Origin of the sequence: Hydrocoleum sp. CS-953 (assembly GCF_002260545.1) — a bacterium.
Lineage (GTDB): Bacteria > Cyanobacteriota > Cyanobacteriia > Cyanobacteriales > Microcoleaceae > Trichodesmium.
Window position 1 is genome coordinate 1 of record NZ_LGSU01000557.1, and the last position, 3,634, is coordinate 3,634.

A 3,634-nucleotide genomic window follows, 5' to 3' on the forward strand; every position below is an offset into this window, starting at 1 on the left:
TCAAATAATTTTGGGATGATTAGTCACAAAAAAATGTTTCCTTTTTAAATTTTTGAACTTCTGATTTTTCCCTATTCCCTATTCTCTAAAACTTAGTGGTATGTATCAAATATATTTCTGGGTAAAATGAAGTTAATCAAATAATTTTGGGATGATTAGTCACAAAAAAATGTTTCCTTTTTAAATTTTTGAACTTCTGATTTTTCCCTATTCCCTATTCCCTACTCCCTATTCCCTATTCCCTAAAAACATGAAAGTAATCAAAAAAATTATCCTCCATTATCAAGACGATCGCTCGGATAAAATTTATGAGGTTGATATATTTGAGGTGAAAGAAAATCAGCATTATATGGTTAATTTTAATTACGGTCGTCGTGGTTCACAATTAAGACATGGTATTAAAACAAGTGGCTATGTTTCTTTTGCTAAAGCTGAAAAAGTTTTCAATCAAGTAATAGAAGAAAAAATTAAACGTGGTTATCGTGATGTTACTGGAATTTCCCTAGATTCTCTGCCTAAAAAAACAGAAATTCCTAGTCATAATCATTTGCGGANGGTTAATTTTAATTACGGTCGTCGTGGTTCACAATTAAGACATGGTATTAAAACAAGTGGCTATGTTTCTTTTGCTAAAGCTGAAAAAGTTTTCAATCAAGTAATAGAAGAAAAAATTAAACGTGGTTATCGTGATGTTACTGGAATTTCCCTAGATTCTCTGCCTAAAAAAACAGAAATTCCTAGTCATAATCATTTGCGGAAACAAGCAATTATTGAACATTTAGCTAGAGAAAAAACTAATCGCCCTCTGGAAAGAATTATTTGGCGGGCAGGAGAATTAAAAATAGCTGAAGCTACTCCAATGTTAATTAATTTTATCGGCACTGGTACAGATTTAAGAGATTATTGTATTGCTTGGTCGTTGGGTTGGTGTGGTGGAAAAGATGCTCTTGCTGCTTTAATTAGATTATATGAAAATCCGGCAACTTCAGAGTTTGTTGGTCGGATAGTTTTTGAGGCAATTTTAAAATTATCTGACCCGGAAATTCGCGCCGAATTGCAGACAGAAATGATTGAGTTTTTATCCCCAGAATTAAGAGAGTTTGCTCGTCATGGAACGGCAGAAAAATTTGAGGAATTATTTAAACAACGTCTGGAGGAAGGTAAAAGTTTTTCAGACATAGAAAGACTATATCAAATAGATAATGAATATGTGCGACCTGCACTTTTAAATTTTCTCCGCACTGCTCCATTTCAAGAAAACTTTTTTCAGCCAATTCGTCATATTTTTAAAATGGCTGAATATCGTCGAGACCCAGAAGTTTTTGGCATTCTTACTTATAGATTTGACACAGAATATACAACTGGTTGGGGAGTTTATACTAAAAAAACTCGTAATTATTTACGCAAGAGAATTTGGCGAACTTTAGAGAAACTTGGCATAGATAATGATATTGAATATATTAATTTAGCGGTGAGTATTTTGCAGCAATATTCTGATGCTGATGTTATGTATTATCGGCTAGAAAATAAATTTTATTCTCAACTCGAACATAGATTTGTTAATTTTCTAGTTCTATCTCATATTCTCTACACAAATCATTCTCGTTATTCTTTATCTTCTGATAGGCTAGAGTGGAAGTTTAACGGATACTTTGAACGAACTAATAAGGAGATAAAACAACGGGGTGAAGCTTTCCCCGAATTATGGGAACAACAACCAGAAATATTGGTGAAATTATTNAACATAGATTTGTTAATTTTCTAGTTCTATCTCATATTCTCTACACAAATCATTCTCGTTATTCTTTATCTTCTGATAGGCTAGAGTGGAAGTTTAACGGATACTTTGAACGAACTAATAAGGAGATAAAACAACGGGGTGAAGCTTTCCCCGAATTATGGGAACAACAACCAGAAATATTGGTGAAATTATTATTGGAAAGTAATTGTCATGCTGTACATAATTTTGCTGTGAGAGTATTGGATAGTTGCCAGAGTTTTTATCCACAACTCGATCTTGAAACTCTCATAGAATTTATCAAAAAACCTTATGACGTTACAGTTAGATTTGGATTTGAATTAGCTATAAAAAGATATAAAAAAAATCCCGATATAGATTTAGTTTTAGCATCGGCAAATAGTATTTTGCCTAAAGCACATACGGCAGCTTATCGCTGGATAAATAAACAACCCAATAGATTTTTAAATGCTAATTTTCTGGCAGCTTTAATTACGAGTAAGGAACCAGATACTCGTGACTTTGCTCAAAAATTTCTTAGTTCACATAGTCTCAAAGAAGGTACTGCTAAAGTATTAATTGGTAAAGTTATTGCTGAGTTATTAACTTTCAAACAAGAAACGTACTGGATAGAGCAACTTGCCAGAGATATTGCNACCCAATAGATTTTTAAATGCTAATTTTCTGGCAGCTTTAATTACGAGTAAGGAACCAGATACTCGTGACTTTGCTCAAAAATTTCTTAGTTCACATAGTCTCAAAGAAGGTACTGCTAAAGTATTAATTGGTAAAGTTATTGCTGAGTTATTAACTTTCAAACAAGAAACGTACTGGATAGAGCAACTTGCCAGAGATATTGCTGATATATTGTTGAGTTGTTTGAGCGGTCAATTAAAACAATTAGGTATGGGAGTTATTATAGATTTACTTCAACATCCATTGGTAGAAATTCAAGAATTAGGAGCAAATATTCTGGAAAAACATGAAACTCCTGCTGCGGAATTACCTACTAATTTAATTGAGTCATTAATTGAATTTCCCTATCCAAAAATTCGGGAAATTGGTATTAGAATATTTGGCAAATTGCCAGAGAAAGTTTTGATAAGTTCTCGGCGAGATTTAATTATTGCTATGGCGGTTAGTTCTGAGGAAGATATTTGGAGTTTAATTGAGCCTATTATTCAAGATTTGACAAAGAAATATTCAGATTTTGCTAGTCAGTTAGCAGGGGCATTTATCGACATTTTAGTAATTCCAGAAAAGTCAGAAGGGGTTCACGATTATTTAGCAGGTTTATTGAGGGATGATATTCCGGGATGGCAAGAGAATATTAGCTTGGAAAAAACCAAGCAGTTATTAAGAGTTAAATCTGAACTTGCTCAAGAATTAGCTGGTTTAATATTAAAGGCAAATTATCGGCAATGGGCAGGAGATTTTCCCACAATTGAAATTGTTAAGTTGGCAAATTATCAAGTAGTGGCTGTTAGACAGGCTGCATGGCAAATTTTTTCTGAAAATATTCCTCGTTTTAGAGGTAATTCTCAGGAGATGTTGGCTGCGGTTAGGTTGTTAGAATCTGATTGGGAAGATTCTCGTAATTTTGCTTGGGAAATATTTCAATCATCTTTTGATGAAACTGATTGGTTGCCGGAAATAATGGTGAGTATTTGTGATAGTGTGAGGGATGAGGTAAGGGTGTTTGGGCGTGAGTTAGTGAGTGGTTATTTTGAGGATAGTTACGGTGAAGATTATTTGTTGAAGTTTAGCGAACATCCTTCGGGAGATATGCAGGTTTTTGCTACTAATTTTTTGTCAGATTATGCGGCGGATAATGTGGAAAGATTGCGAGATTTACAATCTTATTTTATTAGTGTTTTGTGTCAGGTAAATAAGGGT

At 33.5% G+C, this 3,634-nt stretch carries 1 protein-coding gene; it reads left to right on the forward strand.

Annotated elements, in window-relative coordinates:
- Positions 1–250: 250 nt before the first annotated feature.
- Positions 251–554 (forward strand): WGR domain-containing protein (locus tag AFK68_RS44370; RefSeq protein ID WP_371357252.1); only part of this gene is annotated, 304 nt, incomplete at its 3' end.
- Between the last annotated feature and the right edge of the window lie 3,080 nt (positions 555–3,634).